17 protein-coding genes are annotated in these 19,576 nt (G+C 43.1%); 14 read left to right on the top strand and 3 right to left on the bottom strand.

From position 1 onward, the window contains the following. The first annotated feature begins 12 nt into the window (after positions 1–12). The 3 genes from argB to argH all read left to right on the top strand — a co-directional run bounded on the left by argB (position 13) and on the right by argH (position 4,040). On the top strand, positions 13–816 hold the full coding sequence (gene argB, locus ACM2FC_RS11005) for an acetylglutamate kinase (protein WP_498480949.1): 804 nt from the start codon (positions 13–15) through the stop codon (positions 814–816). A 60-nt stretch (positions 817–876) separates the two neighbouring features. After that, a complete protein-coding gene (locus ACM2FC_RS11000) occupies positions 877–2,088 on the top strand; it encodes an argininosuccinate synthase (protein ID WP_498480948.1) in 1,212 nt (403 codons plus the stop codon). A gap of 77 nt (positions 2,089–2,165) precedes the next feature. Further along, positions 2,166–4,040 (top strand): argininosuccinate lyase, encoded by a 1,875-nt coding sequence (argH, locus tag ACM2FC_RS10995; protein ID WP_498480947.1) that lies wholly within the window; start codon positions 2,166–2,168, stop codon positions 4,038–4,040. A 194-nt stretch (positions 4,041–4,234) separates the two neighbouring features. Here argH and ACM2FC_RS10990 read toward each other — a convergent pair whose 3' ends face one another. Further along, complete coding sequence (locus tag ACM2FC_RS10990; protein ID WP_498480946.1) at positions 4,235–5,698, bottom strand: dihydrolipoyl dehydrogenase; 1,464 nt, start codon at positions 5,696–5,698, stop codon at positions 4,235–4,237. Positions 5,699–5,769: 71 nt separating this feature from the next. Beyond that, the gene (locus ACM2FC_RS10985; RefSeq protein WP_498480945.1) at positions 5,770–6,501 is read right to left on the bottom strand and encodes a glutathione peroxidase; all 732 of its coding nucleotides are present in this window, start codon (positions 6,499–6,501) and stop codon (positions 5,770–5,772) included. Between the two features lie 163 nt (positions 6,502–6,664). Here ACM2FC_RS10985 and oxyR point away from each other — a divergent pair, with 163 nt between their 5' ends. Continuing rightward, positions 6,665–7,549 carry a DNA-binding transcriptional regulator OxyR gene (gene oxyR, locus ACM2FC_RS10980; protein WP_498480944.1) on the top strand — a complete coding sequence of 295 codons (885 nt, stop codon included), beginning with the start codon at positions 6,665–6,667 and terminating at the stop codon, positions 7,547–7,549. A 74-nt stretch (positions 7,550–7,623) separates the two neighbouring features. Here the strand turns inward: oxyR and ACM2FC_RS10975 are convergent, their stop codons facing one another. After that, positions 7,624–10,293 (bottom strand): penicillin-binding protein 1A, encoded by a 2,670-nt coding sequence (locus tag ACM2FC_RS10975; protein WP_498480943.1) that lies wholly within the window; start codon positions 10,291–10,293, stop codon positions 7,624–7,626. Between the two features lie 143 nt (positions 10,294–10,436). Here ACM2FC_RS10975 and pilM point away from each other — a divergent pair, with 143 nt between their 5' ends. From pilM to rpe, 10 genes are all read left to right on the top strand, one after another. Next, positions 10,437–11,426, top strand: a complete 990-nt coding sequence (gene pilM, locus ACM2FC_RS10970) for a pilus assembly protein PilM (protein WP_498480942.1) — start codon at positions 10,437–10,439, stop codon at positions 11,424–11,426. Then, the gene (locus tag ACM2FC_RS10965) at positions 11,419–11,979 is read left to right on the top strand and encodes a PilN domain-containing protein (protein ID WP_498480941.1); all 561 of its coding nucleotides are present in this window, start codon (positions 11,419–11,421) and stop codon (positions 11,977–11,979) included. The genes pilM and ACM2FC_RS10965 overlap by 8 nt, the downstream gene beginning before the upstream one ends. Next, a complete protein-coding gene (locus ACM2FC_RS10960; protein ID WP_498480940.1) occupies positions 11,960–12,568 on the top strand; it encodes a type IV pilus inner membrane component PilO in 609 nt (202 codons plus the stop codon). Before ACM2FC_RS10965 ends, ACM2FC_RS10960 begins: the two co-directional genes overlap by 20 nt. Positions 12,569–12,570: 2 nt before the next feature. Continuing rightward, entirely contained in the window at positions 12,571–13,098 is a 528-nt protein-coding gene (locus ACM2FC_RS10955) for a hypothetical protein (RefSeq protein WP_498480939.1), read from the top strand. Between the two features lie 5 nt (positions 13,099–13,103). Next, positions 13,104–14,438 carry a type IV pilus secretin PilQ gene (locus ACM2FC_RS10950; protein ID WP_498480938.1) on the top strand — a complete coding sequence of 445 codons (1,335 nt, stop codon included), beginning with the start codon at positions 13,104–13,106 and terminating at the stop codon, positions 14,436–14,438. A 167-nt stretch (positions 14,439–14,605) separates the two neighbouring features. Then, positions 14,606–15,124: a shikimate kinase AroK gene (gene aroK, locus ACM2FC_RS10945; protein ID WP_498480937.1), complete on the top strand. Its 519-nt coding sequence runs from the start codon at positions 14,606–14,608 to the stop codon at positions 15,122–15,124. A 27-nt stretch (positions 15,125–15,151) separates the two neighbouring features. Further along, a complete protein-coding gene (gene aroB / locus ACM2FC_RS10940) occupies positions 15,152–16,243 on the top strand; it encodes a 3-dehydroquinate synthase (protein ID WP_498480936.1) in 1,092 nt (363 codons plus the stop codon). A 40-nt stretch (positions 16,244–16,283) separates the two neighbouring features. After that, entirely contained in the window at positions 16,284–17,807 is a 1,524-nt protein-coding gene (locus ACM2FC_RS10935; RefSeq protein ID WP_498480935.1) for an SPOR domain-containing protein, read from the top strand. Between the two features lie 125 nt (positions 17,808–17,932). Continuing rightward, positions 17,933–18,757 (top strand): Dam family site-specific DNA-(adenine-N6)-methyltransferase, encoded by an 825-nt coding sequence (locus ACM2FC_RS10930; RefSeq protein WP_498480934.1) that lies wholly within the window; start codon positions 17,933–17,935, stop codon positions 18,755–18,757. 126 nt (positions 18,758–18,883) lie between these two features. After that, positions 18,884–19,555, top strand: coding sequence for a ribulose-phosphate 3-epimerase (gene rpe, locus ACM2FC_RS10925; RefSeq protein ID WP_498480933.1), 672 nt, complete (start codon positions 18,884–18,886; stop codon positions 19,553–19,555). The last annotated feature ends 21 nt before the right edge of the window (positions 19,556–19,576 follow it).

Genomic DNA, 19,576 nt, shown 5'->3' with positions numbered 1-19,576 from the left:
AAGGGAATAGTTATGACTGACAACATGAAAACATCATTAGTGATTAAGTTAGGGGGAGCCGCTTTGTCTTGCCCTGAAACTTTAAATCAAGTGTTTAGTGCAATTTCTATTTACCAAAAGCAGGAAAACCGACGAATCGTCATCGTTCACGGTGGTGGCTACCTTGTGGACGATTTACTTTCGAGCTTGCAAATCAAAACAGTAAAAAAAGAAGGTTTGCGAGTGACGCCTTACGATCAAATAAACGTGGTTGCTGGCGCTCTAGCTGGTACAGCCAACAAGATACTGCAAGGTAATGCGGTACAAGCTGGCATAAATGCTGTGGGCCTTAGTCTTGCTGATGGCGGTTTGTGTCACGTGGCAGAGCTTGACCCGGAATTAGGCGCGGTTGGTAAAGCAACGCCCGGAGATTCGGCAGTATTGCAAGCGATATTAGAAACGGGAGCCTTGCCAATCATTAGCTCTATTGGCCTGACTGAGCAAGGACAGCTAATGAACGTTAACGCCGACCAAGCGTCCGTTGCTGTTGCAGGAGCATTAGATGCGCACTTGGTTTTGCTATCAGATGTGAGCGGCGTTTTGGATGGTAAAGGGCACCTAATCAAAAGCTTGGATGAAAAGCAGGCAGAGCAGCTGATTGAAGGCCAAGTCATTACCGACGGCATGATAGTCAAAGTTCAAGCAGCGTTAGAAGCGGCGAAAATATTAGGTCGAGAAATTGAAGTCGCGAGCTGGCGATACCCAGAAAAGCTCACCAAGTTGCTATCTGGAGAAAGTATCGGGACCCAGTTTATGCCAAGTGCAGAACAAGCTTAATAACAACAGATTTTGTTGCTCTGACCGCCAGGCACAGGGCAAGATATTGGAGAAAATAAAATGACGAAACAACAAATCAATAAAGTGGTAGTGGCGTACTCTGGCGGTCTTGATACCTCAGTGATCATTCCTTGGCTCAAAGAAAATTATGACTGTGAAGTGATTGCGTTTGTGGCCGATGTTGGCCAAGGTGCTGAAGAGCTAGATGGCATTGAAGAAAAAGCCAAAGCGTCGGGTGCGACAGAGTGCTATGTCGTCGACTTAAAAGAGCAGATGGTTGCTGAATATATTTATCCGACTCTAAAAACTGGCGCTTGTTACGAAGGCAAATACCTTTTAGGTACGTCAATGGCTCGCCCTATCATTGCTAAAGCACAAGTTGAGGTTGCTCGAAACGTAGGAGCTGATGCTTTGTGCCATGGCTGCACGGGTAAAGGGAATGACCAAGTACGTTTTGAAGGTGCGTTTGCTGCACTTGCACCAGAGCTAACGGTTATCGCTCCATGGCGTGAATGGGACTTGGTTAGCCGTGAAGAGTGCTTAGATTATCTTGCTGAGCGTAATATTCCTTGCTCGGCATCGCTAACCAAAATCTATTCAAGAGATGCCAATGCTTGGCATATTTCCACAGAGGGTGGCGTGCTTGAAGATACTTGGAATGCGCCAAACGAAGATTGCTGGGTGTGGACGGTTGACCCTGAACAAGCACCAAATGAGGCTGAGTACATCAGCTTGAAAGTAGAAAAAGGTGCTATCGTTGAAGTTGACGGTGAAAGCATGACACCTTACAACACGCTCGTTTATTTAAACGAGAAAGGTGCAAAGCACGGCGTTGGTCGTATTGATATTGTAGAGAACCGTTTAGTCGGCATTAAGTCTCGTGGTTGCTATGAAACTCCCGGAGGCACCATCATGATGGAAGCCTTGCGTGCGGTCGAGCAGTTAGTTCTCGATAAAAGCAGCTTTGAGTTTCGTGAAGAGCTTGCCGTAAAAGCTTCACACCTAGTTTATGATGGCCGCTGGTTCACTCCATTATGTAAGTCGGTTCTAGCAGCTTCTGAAGAATTGGCAAAAGATGTTAATGGCGAGGTTGTGATTAAACTCTATAAAGGACATGCTACGGTAACGCAGAAACGCTCTGACAATAGCCTGTATTCAGAAGAATTTGCGACTTTCGGCGAAGATGAAGTGTATGACCAAAGCCATGCTGGCGGTTTCATTCGCCTTTACTCTTTGGCAAGCAGAATCAGAGCGTTAAACGAAAAGAAATAACTCAAAAAAATAACACATCAGCAAACTGACTTGGGATCTAGCATCGCTAGATCCTTTTAATCACTGGGAGAGACACAATGGCATTATGGGGCGGAAGATTTACCCAAGCGGCAGACACACGGTTCAAAGAGTTTAATGATTCATTGCGCTTTGATTACCGATTGGCCGAGCAGGACATTGTGGGCTCTATTGCATGGTCCAAGGCCTTGCTTTCGGTCAACGTGCTAAACGAAGACGAGCAACAAAAACTAGAGCTTGCGTTAAACGAACTCAAGCTCGAAGTAATGGAAGACCCTAGTCAGATATTGCATTCATCTGCAGAGGACATTCACTCTTGGGTAGAGCAGCAGCTGATTAGCAAGGTCGGTGATTTAGGCAAAAAGCTACACACAGGCCGTTCTAGAAATGATCAAGTGGCTACCGATCTCAAGCTATGGTGTCGCCAGCAAGGAAACCAGCTTCTTATCGCACTCGATAAGCTTCAGTCTCAGTTGGTTGAAGTCGCAAGCAATCACCAAGATACAGTTTTACCGGGCTACACTCATCTGCAAAGAGCTCAGCCAGTGACTTTTGCTCATTGGTGTTTAGCTTATGTTGAGATGTTCGAACGTGATTATTCTCGTTTGTCTGATGCAATCAAAAGGCTTGATACTTGTCCGTTAGGCTCTGGTGCTTTGGCTGGCACTGCTTACCCAATTGATAGAGAGAAACTTGCTCACAATTTAGGTTTTAGAAGAGCAACCAGAAACTCTCTTGATTCTGTGTCTGACCGCGACCACGTGGTTGAGCTGATGTCTGTTGCTTCAATGTCGATGCTGCACCTTTCTCGCCTTGCTGAGGATATGATTTTCTACAACTCAGGTGAGTCTAACTTTATTGAATTGGCAGATACGGTGACCTCAGGTTCATCATTGATGCCGCAAAAGAAAAATCCAGATGCACTGGAGTTGATTCGTGGTAAGACTGGTAGGGTTTATGGCTCTCTAGCTAGCATGATGATGACAGTGAAAGCTTTGCCACTTGCGTACAACAAAGACATGCAAGAAGACAAAGAAGGTCTATTTGATGCACTGGATACGTGGAACGACTGCTTAGAAATGGCGGCTCTATGTTTTGACGGCATTAAAGTGAATTCAGAGCGTACTCTGGAAGCAGCTCAGCAAGGTTATGCTAACGCAACAGAACTTGCCGATTACTTGGTCGCGAAAGGCATTCCATTTAGAGAAGCGCACCATATTGTTGGTGTTGCGGTGGTGGATGCGATTTCCAAGCACTGCGCCCTTGAAGAACTGCCACTCGAAGATCTCAAAGCTTTCTCTAGTGTCATCGAGGAAGATGTATATGAAATTCTCACTATTGAGTCGTGTCTAGAGAAACGAAGTGCGCTCGGCGGCGTTTCCCACAAGCAAGTCTCCTTTGCAATTGGTCAAGCGTCGAAACGTTTAGCGCAAAGAGACAACTTAGATGTGAAAGTGCGCTCGGCTAGATTAACTGATATCGAATCCTTAGAAGGCATGGTGACCTACTGGGCGAATATGGGTGAGAATCTGCCTCGTTCCCGCAGTGAGCTGGTGCGTGATATCGGTTCCTTCGCCGTTGCAGAGCATCATGGGGAAGTGACAGGATGCGCGTCTTTGTATGTTTATGACTCTGGACTTGCCGAAATACGCTCGTTGGGAATTGAAGCGGGTTGGCAAGGGCAGGGACAAGGTAGCGCTATTGTGCAGCACTTAGTGAACAAAGCGCGTAAGATGGCGATTAAAAAAGTGTTTGTACTAACTCGTACACCTGAGTTCTTTATGAAGCAGCACTTTATTCCGACCTCAAAAGCCTTATTGCCTGAGAAAGTCCTTAAAGACTGTGAACAATGCCCTCGTCAGCATGCTTGCGATGAAGTTGCACTGGAAGTAAACCTAGTTGAGCAAATTATTGCTAAATGCAATGTTGCATAACATGTTGAAAAGTAGTTACTTTAAAATTTTCTTAAAAATAATTACAATTTTAGGGAACATTTAGGAAAGAGCTCGGTCTATTACTGTACCACTGCTTTTTCTTAGAAAAATCTAAGAGAGCCCCAAACCAGTATTGGTTTTGGGGCTTTTTTCTTTTCTGCGGCTAATTCTAAGCCAAGATATTTATGCTTAGTTTAACATCCAGGTCCGCAATCCAAGCAATGTTTGATCATCTCTGGTCCTAAATGCAGTTTTGCATTTACATCTCGAAGGGCAGTTCTCACACCTTCTTCAATCACAGGATGATAAAATGGCATATCTAACATTTCCGATACTGTCATTTTGCTTTGATGTGCCCAAGCTAACAGGTGCGCTAAGTGCTCTGCGTCAGGTCCTATCATTTCTGCACCAAGGAATCGTCCGGTTCCTTGTTCTGCATAGACATGTAAAGTGCCTTTGTTTCTTAGCATCACTCTTGAGCGGCCTTGGTTCTCAAATGACACTTCACCTGTTGCGAAGCAGCCACATTGACCTAAACGATCTGTCAACTGGCGATAGCTTTCGCCGACCATGGCAATTTGGGGATCGGTAAACACCGCGGATATGGTCGAGCGTCTAAGCCCAGTGCGAATATCAGGGAACCGACCAGCGTTATCGCCTGCAATTTTTCCTTGATCGGCCGCTTCGTGAAGTAAAGGGATTTGATTGCTTGCATCACCAGAGATAAATATATGTTCTACCGATGTTTGCATTGTGTAAGGTTCGGCAGTCGGTACGCCTTTTTCATCCAATTCAATGCTAGTGTTTTCAATATCGAGTTTGTCGGTATTTGGTCTTCTACCTGTAGCCGCCAGTACGTAATCAACGATATTGGTCTCTAATTTTCCTTCATGGTTGATAAACTGAATCTCAACTTTATCTCCTTCAGAAGTACTGACTCGCTTCATACTCTCTACATTAACGTTTGCGTCGAGATATAGCTCTTCTTGAAATGATTTGTCAGCGTAGCTCATGACTTCAGGATCGGTGAGCGGCCCAATCTGACCCCCAACACCAAAGATCTTAACCTTAACGCCTAAACGGTGCAGAGCTTGTCCAAGTTCCAGTCCAATTACTCCCGGACCAAATACCGCGACTGATTGAGGAAGATCGTCCCATTCAAATACGTCATCGTTGACAATGAGTTTATCGCCTAGCTCATTCCAAACGGCGGGATATGCTGGCCTAGAACCAGTCGCAATGACAATTCGTTTGGCGTTTATTTGCGTGTGATCACCGACCATCAATGTATTGTCATCGACAAACTTCGCGTATCCACCAATTTTGTCTTTCGCGGGAATTTCATCAACGCTTTCTAGTACGAAGCCAACGAATCGGTCTCTTTCTCGCTTGACACGATCCATTACTTCTCGGCCATTAATTTTTGTTTTGCCTTGAGGGTAGATGCCAAAGCCAGGTGCTTTTTCTATTTGATGGACGCTTTCTGCAGCGGCTATCAATAACTTTGAAGGCATACACCCAACTCGCGCGCAGGTGGTTCCGTATACGCTGCCTTCGACCATCACAACACTTTCGGTATGTGCTTTCGCTGCTCGGTAGGCTCCTAATCCAGCCGTACCGCCACCAATCACTGCTACATCTACATTTAACTGCTTCATACTATTTTCACCGTGCTAATACAGGTTGATTAAAAGCACCTAAGACCGAAAAGACTTAGGCGACTTTGTTGCTATTTTGCCAGGTACAAATCTAGCTCTTCGCTGCCACCAATATGTTTTCCACCGATGAAAACCTGAGGCACGGTCGTACGACCAGTCACCGCCCTTAGGCTTACTGTCGTCGCATCTTTGCCTAGCACGACCTCTTCATATTGTAGACCTTGGTCAATCAGTGCTTGTTTTGCTTTGGCACAGAACGGGCAGCCTGGTTTAGTAAACACAGTGATGGACTCTTGTATTTTGTGCTCTGGTGCAATGTAGCCAAGCATAGTGTCTGCATCTGACACCTTGAATGGGTCGCCTGGCTCGCTTGGTTCTATAAACATCTTCTCAATGGTGCCGTTTTTAACCAGCATGCTATAGCGCCATGAACGTTGACCAAAACCGAGATCATTTTTGTCTACTAGCATGTCCATGCCAGCGGTAAACTCGCCATTTCCGTCTGGGATAAAGGTAATATTTTCAGCTTCTTGATCGCTTTTCCAAGCATTCATTACGAAGGTGTCATTGACGGATACACATACAATCTCATCGACACCATGTTGTTGGAACACGGAAAACAGCTCGTTATAACGAGGTAAATGACTAGATGAACAAGTTGGTGTAAACGCACCAGGTAAGCTAAATACGATAACCGTTTTATTCTTGAAGATTTCGTCGGTTGTTACATTGACCCATGAATCGCCTTGGCGAGTTGGAAATGTCACTTGTGGTACGGATTGGCCTTCTTTGTTTACTGGCATAATTTCTTCCTAATTTCTTTTCTGGTTAATCGTTTGTAAGATATTTTGCTAACGACTATTCGCTGCTGTTTTGTATTTATTGTATATATTATGATTACGTTATGTTGATAGCTCCAATCGTTTGGTTTTATTAAATTGATAGCCAATTCCTATCGGAGGTTTAATGAATATTCGGGATTTTGAGTATTTGGTCGCACTCGCTGAACATAAGCATTTTCGTAAAGCGGCAGAAGCTTGTTTTGTCAGTCAGCCAACGCTTAGCGGCCAAATAAGAAAGTTAGAAGATGAGCTCGGTTCTCCTTTATTAGAACGAAGTAGTCGTCGCGTTTTGTTCACTGATTCAGGTCTACAGCTTATCGAGCAAGCAAAAAGAATTTTGCGAGAAGTAAAAGTTTTCAAAGAGATGGCAAAAGAACAAACGGGTGAAATGAGTGGACCAATGAATATTGGTTTTATTCCAACGGTTGGCCCTTATATCTTGCCGAAGATTGTTCCAGCAATAAAAGAACAGTTTAATGAGTTGGAGCTTTTTCTTCATGAAGCGCAGACTCATCAATTAGTTCAGCAGTTAGAAGACGGGAAACTTGACTGTTTAGTGTTGGCTTCAGTGGAAGAGACTGCGCCGTTTAAAGAAATTCCGATTTATGAGGAGCCAATGAGTATCGCGGTTCCTTGTGAGCACGAATGGTCAAATTTGTCAGAGCTAGATATGCTTGAGCTCAATGGTAAGACGGTGTTAGCGCTTGGTGATGGCCACTGCTTGCGAGACCAAGCGTTAGGATTTTGTTTTGCAGCGGGTGCAAAAGATGATGAACGCTTTAAAGCAACTAGCTTGGAAACCTTAAGAAATATGGTGGCTGCGGGGGCAGGTATTACTCTACTACCTGAATTATCATTGCCAAAAGAAAAGCAAAAAGATGGTGTTTGTTACATTAAGGCAGTCAACCCAATTCCAACTCGAAGTATTGTTTTGGCGTATCGACCAGGATCTCCTTTAAGAAGCCGCTTTGAGCAGTTAGCGGAGTTTATTCGAACATTACTTGTATAAATTAGATCGAAATAAAAATTGGAGAGCAAATTTGCTCTCCAATTTAGTTTCAAGATTGACTCGTTAGCTGCCGCTTAGAAAATCTGCTCCGTTGCAGAGGTATTTTCTGAGGAGCTATCACTGACGTATTCCGTAGGTTGAGTGCCTTGGATAAAGTACTCAAACATAGAGGTATAGTCAGTTTTATTTGTCAATAAGCCCGTCGCTCTGTCAATCCGTACACGGATGATATGCGGTGGAAGTACAAGCTCTTTTTCTGGATGATCTTTCAGAGCGACACGCATAAAGTCTATCCAAGCTGGTTCTGCTGTTTTTGCGCCAGACTCTGCGCCAGAGATCTGATCCTTCCCAAGATTAGGGTTACGTGTTGTGCGACCTAAATCTCGGCTATGGTTGTCAAAGCCAACCCATGCCGTGGCGACGATATCTGGTCCAAAACCGTTATACCAAGTGTCTTTCGAGTCATTGGTTGTACCTGTTTTACCTCCAATATCTCGGCGATGAAGAACTTGTGCACGCCAACCAGTACCATTCCAACCTGTACCTTTTGCCCAGTTACCGCCACCCCAAATATTGCTATACAGCATTTGTCTCACTAGGAAAGCATTCTGCTGTGAGATAACACGTTTTGCATAGTGTGGCTTCGGTGGAACTGGAGCCGTTTGCGCTATTTCATCTTTATTGACGAGTGCAGTTGGCGGAATAATTTTGTCAATATTCGTGGTACCAGATGTTGATGCGGCAACCGTATTTAATTGATTGTCTGTATCATTATTCGTTGCGTCAGGTGACTGAGTGGTATCGTCTGTTTGATCGGTTGCAGCCGTATTTGGTTTGGTTGCATCAGGCACGTCAGCTTCACAGTCTTTTGATTGGCAAACCACACTTGGATTGGCTTGATAAAGCACATCCCCATAAGGGCCAACAATTTTGCTGATGAAGAACGGCTTAACAAAGTAACCACCGTTCGCAAACACCGAATAACCTTGAGCTAGCCTAACAGGAGTTAAACTGCCTGCACCCAGAGCGATGGTTTCTGAGTCTGGTAAGTGATCGAGTTTAAAGCCGAATCGAGTTAGATAATGGCGAACGTTTTCTAAACCGACTGCTCTGAGTACGCGAATTGCCATGACGTTAATTGATTGTGCCAATCCGATACGTAGACGAGTAGGGCCAAGATAAATTGGTGGCGAGTTTTGTGGACGCCATGCCGTACCTTGACTCTTATCCCATTTATTAATTGGAGCATCGTTAATTAATGTCGCGAGCGTCATGCCACTATTTAGAGCGTCCGAATAAATAAATGGTTTGATACTTGAGCCCACTTGGCGAATGGATTGCGTTGCGCGGTTAAACTTACTGTGTACGTAGTTAAATCCTCCCACTAACGCCAATATAGCTCCATTCTCAGGGTTCATTGCCACAAATGCTGTATTGGCATTTGGTACTTGGCTAAGTGCCCACATTTTGTCTGGAAAGTTATCTTGGTCCTTTTTCGGAGTCTCGACTTGACGAACCCAAACTTCTTGACCAACGGCGAGAATGTCATTGGCACTTTTCGGAGCAGGGCCTTGACGATCATCGGTAATGAATTTTCTCGCCCAATTCATACCATCCCAAATGATGGTTTGTTGGCCGTGATTCTTCACCCAAACCGTTGCAGTTTGATTATTTACAGCGGTAACAACAGCAGGGCTTAACTCGCCATAGGTTGGTGTATTTTTTAGTTCAGCTTGAATTTGCTCTTGAGTGAATGGCGTTTGGTTTGGTTGCCACAACACTCGCTGAGGTCCGCGATAACCGTGCCTTTCATCGTAGTTTAGTAAGTTATCGATGGCAGCATTGTTCGCTGCTTTTTGTAGCTTGGACGTTACGGTTGTATAGATATTAAGGCCGGAGGTATAGGCTTCGTCACCGTAATGTGCCACAGCCCACGCTCTTGCCATCTCTGCTACATACGGAGCATGCAGTTGGATTTCCGCTGGATGATAGCTAGCAACAACAGGCTCTGCTTTAGCTTGCTTGAATTGCTGAGGTGTAATGTAATTTTCCTCAAGCATGCGCTGCAAGACGGTATCGCGTCGATCTCTGGCTCTGGTTACAGAATAAATCGGGTTTAATGTAGAAGGCGCTTTCGGTAGGCCAGCGAGTACGGCTATTTGGCTTAGATCTAAGTCCTGCAATGGTTTGCCGAAATATACTTGCGCTGCAGCGCCAAAACCATATGAACGATAACCTAAGAATATTTTGTTGATATAAAGCTGGAGTATCTCATTTTTAGTCAGCAAATGTTCTATGTGTACAGCAATAAAAATTTCTTTAATTTTCCTCATAATACTTTTCTTGTCAGTGAGGAAGAAATTTCTTGCTAATTGTTGGGTTATCGTACTCGCACCTTGTTTCGCATGCCCTGAAATGGCAACGACGAAAGCAGCACGAATAATACCAATAGGATCAAATCCAGGATGCTCATAGAAGCGACTATCTTCGGTCGCAATTAAGGCATTGATAAGGTTTTGTGGAATCTCACTGAATGTTACAGGTATACGCCTTTTCTCACCATATTCAGCTATGAGCTTCCCATCTTGGCTAAACACCTGCATTGGTGTTTGCAATCTCACATCTTTCAGCGTTGCGACGTCAGGCAGAGACGGTTTTACATACATGTAGAGACCGAAGATAGTACCGACTCCAAGAACCGTGCAAACTAAGAAAAAAATAAACAATCGCTTTATGAACTTCACCGGAGAATCCCTGATTAGTTAGGGCTGCCATACGGCATACCTTTGTATTCTGAGCTAATAAATTTAGCTCAAATTTGAATGACATTGAACTCATCATTCATCTTGATTATTACTGAGCTAAGCAAACATTGGAGCTCAGTTTTATGGGTAACTCATTGATCACTGGTTTGGATTTTGGTCCAAAAAGTGTAAAAGCCGTCGTCTTAAAGCAGGTCAATCAAGCTTTAAGGCTTATCTGTTACAAAGAAATACCGATAGAATTTTACGTATTCTCTGATAACTTGACGCAAGATTATCAGGAAATTGTAAAGAAACTCAAAGAACTAAGAAAGAGCTTACCATTAAATGCTCGCAAAGTGTCTATTGCTATCGATGACTCCCTCGTAATTAGCAAAGAAATACATATAGATAGTGTATTAGAGGGGAGCGAGAGAACCTATGCCTTGACTCAAGCTATGGCACAGTTGGTTTTGTGTCTTCCAGAAGAGTTGAGTATCGACTACATGCCAGTAAGCATAGATAAAGACAAATCAGAAAATTGCACTGAGATGCAATATTCAGTGTATGCAACCAAAAAATCTTTTGTTGATAACAATATTAGTGTTCTAAAAAAGTCGGGTCTAAAACCAATACTTATGGATACTAAAGTTAGAAGTCTCACTAGGCTTTGGCAGAGGCTTAGTCTTCAAAAAAGTAAATTGAGTTGGCTTCTGGTTGACATTAGCCACAGTATCTTACGTATGTGCATGCTAGCAAAAGATTTATTACCACTGTTTTATACAGCGAACCTAGACAATCAGCATAACCCTATTACGACCGCTTACGACGCGAAAGACGAGTTTTCTAGAGAGAGGAGCGTAGCCGATAAAATAGCCAGATTTATAGCCGACAAGCAGGACATCGCTATTGATGGTGTGTGGTTTACTGGGGGAAGTTATCTAACACACAAAGAAATATCAGTAGTGGCAACCAGTCTTCAATTACCTTGCGAAGTAGTTTCTCCATTTTCATGCCTAGTTAACAAGCTTAGTGACGGCGAACTTATCTGTCTCGAAAAAGCAGGTGCATATTCGATAGCACTAGGCGCTGCATTGAACGGACTATGTTGGAGTGTCGGAGAAGCTATTGCGTAACATCAACCTTTTGCCTTGGAGGAAGTGGCAACAAAAAGTCAATAAACGCAATTTATTGGTGATGTCGCTAGTGAGCGGTCTGTTAGCTTTATTTGCTTTAAAGTCTATAGGCGATTATTTAGCCAATCAGTACGAGTTGCAAGTATCACGCAATCAGTTTTTAACCGAACAAACATTAAGAATTGGGCAGCAAAAGAGTGATTTTTACGAGGTCAAGAAAAAGTACGCGGAGCTGCAAAAACGCGTGAGAATACTAAATAATATTATGTCTGAACGCGGGAAGGCCGTTTGGCTGATGAACCTTCTAGGCGAAATGTTAACCTACGATATTTATATTGAAAGAGTGACCGCAGAAAATATGAAAGTGGACATTGAAGGAGTCAGCCGCCGAGCTGAAAGTATCACAAATGTTGCACAAACTATGTTGGAGCACTCTTTAATAAGCAATGTAAAAGTACATTCAATTGCGAACAAACCTACGAGTAATAGCAGTGAAATGCATGCTTTCTCACTGTCTTTTTTTCTAGAGTCCAATGAAGATAGCAACAAGTAAGAGTCTATTTAGTAACCTAGATATCGAACAATGGTTTATAACGTCTAAACTCGCCAAGTTTATCTTAATGATAGGTTTGTTTCTATTTATCCTTATTGTGGGGTGGCGGATTTTTTTATCAGAAAAATTAGTGGCTTTAGAAGTTGCAACTGATAAAGAGCATGGTCTTAAGGTAGCTCTGCTAAAGCAAGTCCAAGAAGTTCAAAATCATGCTCAGCTAGCAAATAGGCTCTCTGTACTTAAAAGACAGCTTGCAGGCTCACCTTTGAATACTGAAATGTTGTCGAATAGAGCTCAGCTAATGGCCGATATGCATAGCATTGCGAAAAAGACCGAAGTATCTATCGTGCGACTTCAATGGGGCGAATTACAGACAGAAGGGCTATTTGTGGGATACCCATTGTTAATACAAGTGACGAGTAATTGGAACGATATTGGTTATTTTCTGCAGAACGTCTCTTACCTTCCTTATTTAATCACCACTAAAACAATCGAATGGAAGCGTGTTGGACGTGAAAGCGAAGAAGTATCACTTTATATGCGAGCTATTTTGATGCGGCTAAATTGTATTGACGGAATATGTAGTTAGTAATGCATTGTAAATGTTTTTTTCTTTTTTCTTTTCTGATACTAACAGCTTGTAAGGCGAATACTGATTCTCTTGATCAATTTGTCGTTCGATTAGACAACCTTACAACGGTCGCAGAGAGTCAATATTCAAACTCTCAGGTGCAGCTTTTTTCTGATTGGTCCTTGTCTGAGATTCCTAAATATAAACAGCAGCAATCACCGCCTATATTCATCCACCCATATTTGAAGAACGAGTCTGAGCACAATCTTTCGGTGTGCGGCGAAAATTTACCGAGTTCAACATTTTCCGCTGAGATAAAAGTACCTGTCGAAGCGATGAAGTATTTTGGCTATGTGGAATTTTCTCACGGAAAAAAGGCCATTGTGGCTACTCCGCTAGGTGAATTGAGAACCTTAGCTATTGGAGAGTCTATTGGCTTTAACTATGGTCAAGTCGCGGGTATTACTGCTAATGAATTGATAATAAATAATAACAGCGGAAGCTTGGAGAATTGCAATTTACCTAAAACGATAACTTTATTGAGGTAATACTAGTGGGCGTATGTACAAATAGACCCTTACCTATAAATTCTCTGCTAATACTTTTCTTAAGTTTTTGTTGTTCAGTTGAAGCAAAAGAACCCACAGAGAGTCCTCAAATGCAACGAGATGTATTGGAGGCAAAATCTGAAGCATTGCTTAACCTAGATTTTCAGGATATTCCCATTCGCAATGTTCTACAACTGTTGGCGGGGTATAGTGATTTTAATATCGTTATCTCAGATGCCGTATCTGGCAGCCTTTCTATCCGGCTGCAAGACGTCAGTTGGCGAACAGCATTAGATACTATATTAAAAATGAAGAGTTTAGTTCGGCAGGTTGAAGGAAACATTATACTTGTATCTACTGCTGAAGAGGTTAGCTCTCAAATAACAATGGACAGACAACCTTCCTTAAATAGCAAAATATTTCATGTTAAGTATATTGATACAGCTAAAGCGATGGATCTCATTAACGGGGAAGGGGGAAGCTCTTTATTGTCTGAGTATGGCTCGTTAACTAGGCTACCTAATGCAAATGCTATTATCGTCACAGACCAACCCGAGAGAATTGATGTAGTCAATGAATTCCTTTCACTGATTGATATAGAAAAGAAACAAGTTCAAATAGAAGCAAGAATTGTATCAATTAAAGAAGGAAATTTGGATGAATTGGGAGTTAAGTGGAGCTATACTTCTGCAAGTCAAGTTGTCAATCCGGCCTCGCTGGATATAGACTCATCCGGTATTGATCACTTGTTTAATGTGAATTTGCCTGCAACCAGCACAGGTGCGGCAACGTTGGCATTTCAAGTAGCTAAGTTTGGTAGTGGCGCATTGCTGGATCTGGAACTTTCCGCTTTGCAAAGAGAATCAAAAGCAGAAATTATTTCCAGTCCCCGGTTAATTACCACCGATCTAAACCCTGCTTACATAGAGCAAGGAACGGAGATACCTTATTCGGAGTCTTCGTCAAGTGGTGCAACTTCTGTATCATTTAAGAAAGCTGTATTGAGTTTAACTGTGACACCGAAGATAATGCCGGACCATCGAATCTTATTAGATATCGATGTAACGCAAGATCACCCTGGCGATGTAGTTCAAACAGGTACAGGTGAGGCGGTGGCAGTTGATACGCAAAAAATTGGAACCCAAGTACTAGTAAATGATGGTGCAACGTTAGTACTTGGGGGGATTCATCAAAATAGTATCATTGAAGTAGCAGAGAAAGTTCCCGTGCTGGGAGACTTACCTTTGCTAGGTGCTCTATTTCGTCGTAATTATGAACAGAAAACGAGAAGTGAGTTAGTTATCTTTGTTACGCCGAATGTAATGAGTGCTGAAAGATGAGTGTAGCAAAAAAATAAAGTTGCATTAATGCCATCATATCTAGATAATTTCGGGTCTTATCACGAATTATCTGTGAGGAATCGGTGCCACAAGCGTCTTAAATGTTAGTTTAGACTGACTTTCTTGTGGCGATGTCATTGAATTAACGTTGTAAATTACTGCTTAACATGGCTGATAAACGCAATATTTTCTTAGTTGGCCCAATGGGGGCCGGCAAAAGCACAATTGGTAGACACCTTGCTCAACAACTGCATATGGAGTTCGTCGACTCTGATACAGTGATCGAAGAGCGTACTGGCGCAGATATCGCTTGGGTATTTGATGTCGAAGGTGAAGATGGTTTCCGTAAACGTGAGGAAGCCGTTATTAATGACCTAACAGAACAACAAGGTATTGTTCTAGCGACAGGTGGCGGCTCTATTAAAAGCCGAGACAACCGCAACCGTTTGTCTGCAAGAGGTGTCGTTGTTTACTTAGAAACGACAATCGACAAACAGCTGGCGCGTACTAACCGAGATAAAAAACGTCCATTGCTGCAAACAGACAATCCAAGAGAAGTTCTCGAGGATCTAGCTAGCGAACGCAATGGTTTGTATGAAGAAGTGGCAGATTATACTGTTCGTACTGATGATCAAAGTGCGAAAGTGGTAGCCAACCAAATAGTAAAAATGTTAGAAGAACGCTAATCATAATTTTTATTTGGAGTGCAAGCCATGGATCGGATTACGGTCAATTTAGGTGAGCGGAGCTACCCAATTTCTATCGGTGCCGGATTATTCAGTGATTCGGCATATCTTTCCCCACACTTATCTAGCAAACAAAAAGTCGTCATCATCAGCAATGAGACTGTCGCACCTTTGTATGCTGAGAAAGTCCTTAATCAATTAGCGCAATTAGGTTGTGCTACCTCGTTACTTGAACTACCTGATGGTGAACAGTTCAAATCATTAGATACCTTCAATACGGTAATGACTTTTTTATTGGAAGGTAACTATAGCCGAGATGTAGCACTTATTGCTTTAGGCGGGGGAGTGATTGGTGACCTGGTCGGTTTTGCTGCTGCGTGCTATCAGCGCGGAGTCGACTTTATTCAGATGCCAACAACGCTACTATCACAAGTGGATTCGTCAGTTGGTGGTAAAACTGCTGTCAATCATCCGCTTGGTAAAAATATGATAGGCGCATTTTATCAGCCACAATCTGTGGTGATAGATATAGAGTGCCTTTCGACACTACCGGAAAAGGAATTTGCAGCTGGCATTGCTGAGGTGATCAAGTACGGCATCATCTATGACGGTGAATTTTTCTCTTGGTTAGAGCAAAACCTTGAAAAATTGTATGCTCTCGACGAGAAAGCATTAACGTACGCTATTGCCAGATGCTGCCAAATTAAAGCGGAAGTGGTAGCACAAGATGAAAAAGAGTCTGGTATTCGCGCTTTGCTGAATCTTGGGCATACTTTTGGTCATGCGATTGAAGCAGAGCTTGGGTATGGTCAGTGGTTACATGGTGAAGCGGTGTCTGCGGGTACTGCAATGGCGGCGAAAACCGCTGAATATCAAGGTTTAATTACCGCACAGCAAGTTGACAGGATTGTAACTATACTGAAAAAAGCTAAGTTACCGGTTCGTACACCAGAAAGCATGTCTTTCAATGATTTTATGCGTCACATGATGCGTGACAAAAAGGTATTAGCAGGTGAACTTAGGTTAATTTTACCAACCAGTATTGGTACAGCGAAAGTTGTGAAGAACGTACCTGAATCGGTAATTGAAGACGCGATAAATTATTGTCGTACAATCTAATTTCTTCTTAACTTAAAGGGAAAGCCCACGGGATGGCTGAATGAGCTTAGCGCATGAATTACGTGTGTTGGAGTTAGAATCTCAAGTAGAATTACTAGAGCGTATACAGCTACTTACTAACTTCGGCTCAAATCTGGTAACCATTAGCGGTGATAAAGGCGCTGGAAAGTCTTGGATTGCTCATCGCTACTTGGAGGCTTGGTCAGAAGATAAAAATCAAGCGTTAATCATGTGCCATCCCAGCCAAGATGATGAGCAACACCGCTCTATACTGATTACTCAATTATTTTCTGATCCGCTGTTTAATCCCCAAGATTCACTCGTTGAGACTTTCTCTGCGCTTCTAGAAGATGAAGCGTGCGACATTGTGATTGTTGTCGATGATGCCCATCATTTGACGGACGGCTTTTTAGGGGAGTTATGGACCCTAGTCCAAGAGACGCAAGCTTGTCCTCATTGGACGCTGAATGTGTTGCTATTCTCGCAATCGAAGCAAACGGAATCCACGTTATCTCGACTGAGTCACGGTCAAGAACAAAAACCTATCGATATTGAAATTGACGCGTTAAATCAAGAAGAAGCAGATCGATTCTTTGAACAATTAGTGATACGTTTTGTCGAAGATGATATGGAGCGACGAGTTCGAAATGCCTACCGAAAGGTTAAGTTGCTGCCTGGTGAAATAATGAGATTAGGAGAACAGAAAGTGACAAAGCGGATCATCATACGTTCGATGGTAGGATCTCCAACAAAAATAGCGATGTTAGTGGTTTTGTTAGCGGTTATCGTAGGCGGTGGTTATTGGTGGTTATTGGGGCAGCCGAGCCCAGATAGCCAAGTGAGCAACATTGCCTCCCAAACCCCAAAAGAGCAAACCGCCATTCCGACGTTACCCTCTGCTGAGCAAAATGAACGAACGGCAGGGCAACAAAATACAGCTGCCCAAACATCTAACCCTCAAGCCGTTGCTATTCAAAAAGCAATAGACTCTAATGCGGTTGACGACTCGACTTCTTTACCACCTCAAGTGGTAGCGAAAACGGCCAGCGTTGGCCAGGTGGATAGCGACAAAAATCGTGTCGTTGTGTCATCGGCTATCGTAGATAAATTAATGCAGGATGAATCTCCGAAGACTCCAGCAACAGCGCAAACTCAAAACACCTCTCAAGTCAGCGATAACAATGCGGCGGCCACCGCAGCAACTTCGACATCGACTATCAACCCACCACCTAGCACAGAAGTTCAGATTAAACCGACTCAAGTTGTATTTTCTACTAAACAACTCGAAGCATTTTCTCCAAGAAGTTATACCTTGCAACTAGCAGCAGTAAATACTCTGCCTGAAGTTAAGCAATTCATTGATAAGTATCAGCTAAATAACAAGGTGTTTGTCTATCCAACAGTGCGAAGTGGCAAGGATTGGTATATTGTCACGTACGATAATTACCCAACAATTCAGTTAGCACGCGATGCGGTAGATACGCTTCCACGGAATCTGCAAAGTGTCGGGCCTTGGGCGAAATCTTTAAGTCAGGTGCAAAGAGAAATAAATCGTGCGAATTAACGCTGAGCTTCGCGTGAAAATATGTTACATTCCGCAGCCTTATTGTTGCCTAGGGTCGCGTTGGCCTTTTGCGAACAAAATTTAATCTCAAAAGAACAACAAACTCCGGGTAAATTGAGCAGGAAATGAAAAGACGAGCCTTTCTGAAATGGGCAGGTGGAAAATACAGCCTTGTAGAAGACATTCAGCGCCATCTGCCTCCTGCTCGAAAGTTGGTTGAGCCTTTTGTTGGAGCAGGGTCGATATTTTTAAATACCGACTATGAACAGTACCTCCTAGCAGATATCAATCCCGACTTGATCAACTTGTACAATCTGCTTAAAAAAGAGCCAACAAAATACATTTCTGAGGCGAAACGTTGGTTTACTCCTGAAAACAATCGCAAAGCAGCCTATTTGGATGTTAGAGCTCAGTTTAATCAAACTGACGACGTCATGTATCGGTCGTTGGCTTTTCTCTATATGAACCGCTTTGGCTTCAACGGATTGTGCCGCTACAACAAAAAAGGTGGATTTAACGTGCCTTTTGGTTCGTACAAGAAGCCCTATTTCCCAGAAGCAGAATTAGAGTTTTTTGCCGAGAAATCAAAGAAAGCAACCTTTGTATGTCAGAGTTATTCAGACACATTCAAAAAAACGCGCAAGGGTGGTGTGGTATATTGCGATCCTCCATACGCCCCTTTGTCTACAACAGCGAACTTTACATCCTACTCAGGAAATGGCTTTACTCTCGATGATCAAGCTGCTCTCGCCGACGTATCAGAAACGGCAGCATTAAAGCGCGGTATTCCTGTTCTTATTTCCAATCACGATACGACGTTAACTAGGCGTTTATATCATGGCGCTACGCTCAATGTAGTCAAGGTGAAACGCACCATTAGTCGCAATGGTAATGGTCGAAATAAAGTCGATGAGCTATTGGCTCTATACATGCCAAAAGAACCAGAATAGAGCTTTGTTGCTCCACGCCTCTTAACGAATAAGCTTTAAAGTATCAATTCAACCTATGATCTGAATGAAGGCTTAGGTAGAATCAGCGCGTAGAGTTCAAATATCGCGCTAATCAAGAGGCCTGACATGAAAGATTTTCTTATTGCTCCATCGATTTTATCTGCCGACTTTGCTCGTTTAGGCGAAGAGGTTGAAAACGTATTAGCAGCTGGAGCAGACGTTGTGCATTTTGACGTCATGGATAATCACTATGTGCCAAATCTGACTTTCGGTGCTCCTATCTGCAAGGCTTTGCGTGATTATGGTATTACAGCACCTATTGATGTGCATTTGATGGTGAAGCCAGTAGATCGCATCATCCCAGATTTCGCTAATGCAGGCGCGTCGATGATTACCTTTCATGCAGAAGCCTCTGAGCATGTCGATAGAAGCTTACAGTTAATAAAAGATCACGGCTGCAAAGCTGGCGTTGTTCTAAATCCGGCGACTCCTCTCACTTGCCTAGACTACATCATGGACAAAGTTGATATGATTTTGTTGATGTCTGTAAATCCAGGCTTCGGTGGCCAGTCATTTATCCCGCACACACTGGATAAGCTTAGAGCGGTAAAACAACGTATCATTGAATCGGGTCGAGATATTCGCTTAGAAATCGATGGTGGGGTGAAAGCAGACAATATCGCTGAAATTGCTGCGGCTGGTGCAGATATGTTTGTTGCGGGCTCTGCTATTTTTGGTCAGCCGGATTACAAGCAGGTTATTGATCAGATGAGAGCTGAGCTAGCGAAGGTTAAATAACTACCTCAAATTTAGTTACTT

The organism is Vibrio sp. A37 (assembly GCF_059777565.1).
This window is presented reverse-complemented; position numbering and strand designations above follow the sequence as displayed.

Bases quoted from the DNA above. Each gene is read 5' to 3' on its own strand.
- argB (WP_498480949.1), top strand. From the start codon at position 13: ATGACTGACAACATGAAAACATCATTAGTGATTAAGTTAGGGGGAGCC.
- ACM2FC_RS11000 (WP_498480948.1), top strand. From the start codon at position 877: ATGACGAAACAACAAATCAATAAAGTGGTAGTGGCGTACTCTGGCGGT.
- argH (WP_498480947.1), top strand. From the start codon at position 2,166: ATGGCATTATGGGGCGGAAGATTTACCCAAGCGGCAGACACACGGTTC.
- ACM2FC_RS10990 (WP_498480946.1), bottom strand. From the start codon at position 5,698: ATGAAGCAGTTAAATGTAGATGTAGCAGTGATTGGTGGCGGTACGGCT.
- ACM2FC_RS10985 (WP_498480945.1), bottom strand. From the start codon at position 6,501: ATGCCAGTAAACAAAGAAGGCCAATCCGTACCACAAGTGACATTTCCA.
- oxyR (WP_498480944.1), top strand. From the start codon at position 6,665: ATGAATATTCGGGATTTTGAGTATTTGGTCGCACTCGCTGAACATAAG.
- pilM (WP_498480942.1), top strand. From the start codon at position 10,437: ATGGGTAACTCATTGATCACTGGTTTGGATTTTGGTCCAAAAAGTGTA.
- ACM2FC_RS10960 (WP_498480940.1), top strand. From the start codon at position 11,960: ATGAAGATAGCAACAAGTAAGAGTCTATTTAGTAACCTAGATATCGAA.
- ACM2FC_RS10955 (WP_498480939.1), top strand. From the start codon at position 12,571: ATGCATTGTAAATGTTTTTTTCTTTTTTCTTTTCTGATACTAACAGCT.
- aroK (WP_498480937.1), top strand. From the start codon at position 14,606: ATGGCTGATAAACGCAATATTTTCTTAGTTGGCCCAATGGGGGCCGGC.
- aroB (WP_498480936.1), top strand. From the start codon at position 15,152: ATGGATCGGATTACGGTCAATTTAGGTGAGCGGAGCTACCCAATTTCT.
- ACM2FC_RS10935 (WP_498480935.1), top strand. From the start codon at position 16,284: ATGAGCTTAGCGCATGAATTACGTGTGTTGGAGTTAGAATCTCAAGTA.
- ACM2FC_RS10930 (WP_498480934.1), top strand. From the start codon at position 17,933: ATGAAAAGACGAGCCTTTCTGAAATGGGCAGGTGGAAAATACAGCCTT.
- rpe (WP_498480933.1), top strand. From the start codon at position 18,884: ATGAAAGATTTTCTTATTGCTCCATCGATTTTATCTGCCGACTTTGCT.